Source organism: Bartonella sp. MU70NMGDW (assembly GCF_042194085.1).
Classification (GTDB): Bacteria; Pseudomonadota; Alphaproteobacteria; order Rhizobiales; family Rhizobiaceae; genus Bartonella; species Bartonella grahamii.
Genome location: NZ_JBHIMK010000413.1, coordinates 1 through 1,015, shown reverse-complemented (window position 1 = coordinate 1,015; position 1,015 = coordinate 1). Strand labels below are relative to the sequence as shown.

Genomic DNA, 1,015 nt, shown 5'->3' with positions numbered 1-1,015 from the left:
TTGCGCGCCTTGGTGTTTTTCGTGCTATCAATATACGTGAGGCTGATACCATTAATCTAGATGGCAGTTTACCGCTTTCACTTGTTGTACAAGAACGTAAACCGCGTCGTTTTGGTGTAGGCGGTAGCTATTCAACATTAGATGGTGCTGGTTTTGAAGCTTATTGGATGCATAACAATCTTTTTGGTCATGCAGAGGTTCTTAAAATTGAAACAAAAATAAGTGGTGTTGGTAGCAATAAAAAGCAATCGTATAATTTTAAAAATTTTGATTATCTTTTCGGTGGTACGTTTATAAAGCCTGGTGTACTCACGCCAGATACAGATCTCAGATCAGAATTAAAAATACAACAAGATGTTCTAGAAAATTATACGACAAAGGCCATCAAAGGAAGATTAGGAATTACACATATTTTCAATGGTAATCTATCGGGACAGGCTGCTGTAGAAGTTTCAAATGGTTATTCACGTGATATTTATTTTGGGAGCCGTAATTTTACAACAATAGGTTTCCCTAGCGGTTTGATTTACGATAGTCGTAATAATAAGCTTAATGCAACAAAAGGTTTATATGGTGAAGTTTTCATTGAGCCTTTTTATGAGATGCGTTTTAGCAACTTTGTTGCAAAAGTAACAGCAGAAGGTCGTTCTTATTGGGCGTTGGATGAAGGGAATCGTTTTGTTTTTGCTACGCGGGCAAAGCTTGGTACAATTCTTGGGAATGATACAGCACAAATCCCCGCGAATACGCTTTTTTTTGCTGGTGGTGGGGGCTCTGTTCGTGGTTATGCTTACCGTAATATTGGTATCAAAACAGAAAATGATGCGGTTGTTGGTGGACGGGCAGTTGTTGAGGGATCGGCAGAATTGCGTGTTTCTTTAAATGATAAAATAGGGTTTGTCGGTTTTCTTGATGGAGGTGCCGTAGGGGAAAAGGCGAATTTTGATTTTTCTCAAAAAATTAAATGGGGAGCCGGTATAGGAGGTCGTTATATGACGGGTCTTGGTCCTTTACG

Annotated in this window: 1 protein-coding gene; it reads left to right on the top strand. The window is 39.1% G+C overall.

What is annotated here, in order from left to right; all coding sequences use genetic code 11:
- The coding region (locus ACFIKE_RS11335; RefSeq protein WP_375650045.1) for an autotransporter assembly complex family protein at window positions 1-1,015 on the top strand (1,015 nt) is incomplete at both ends.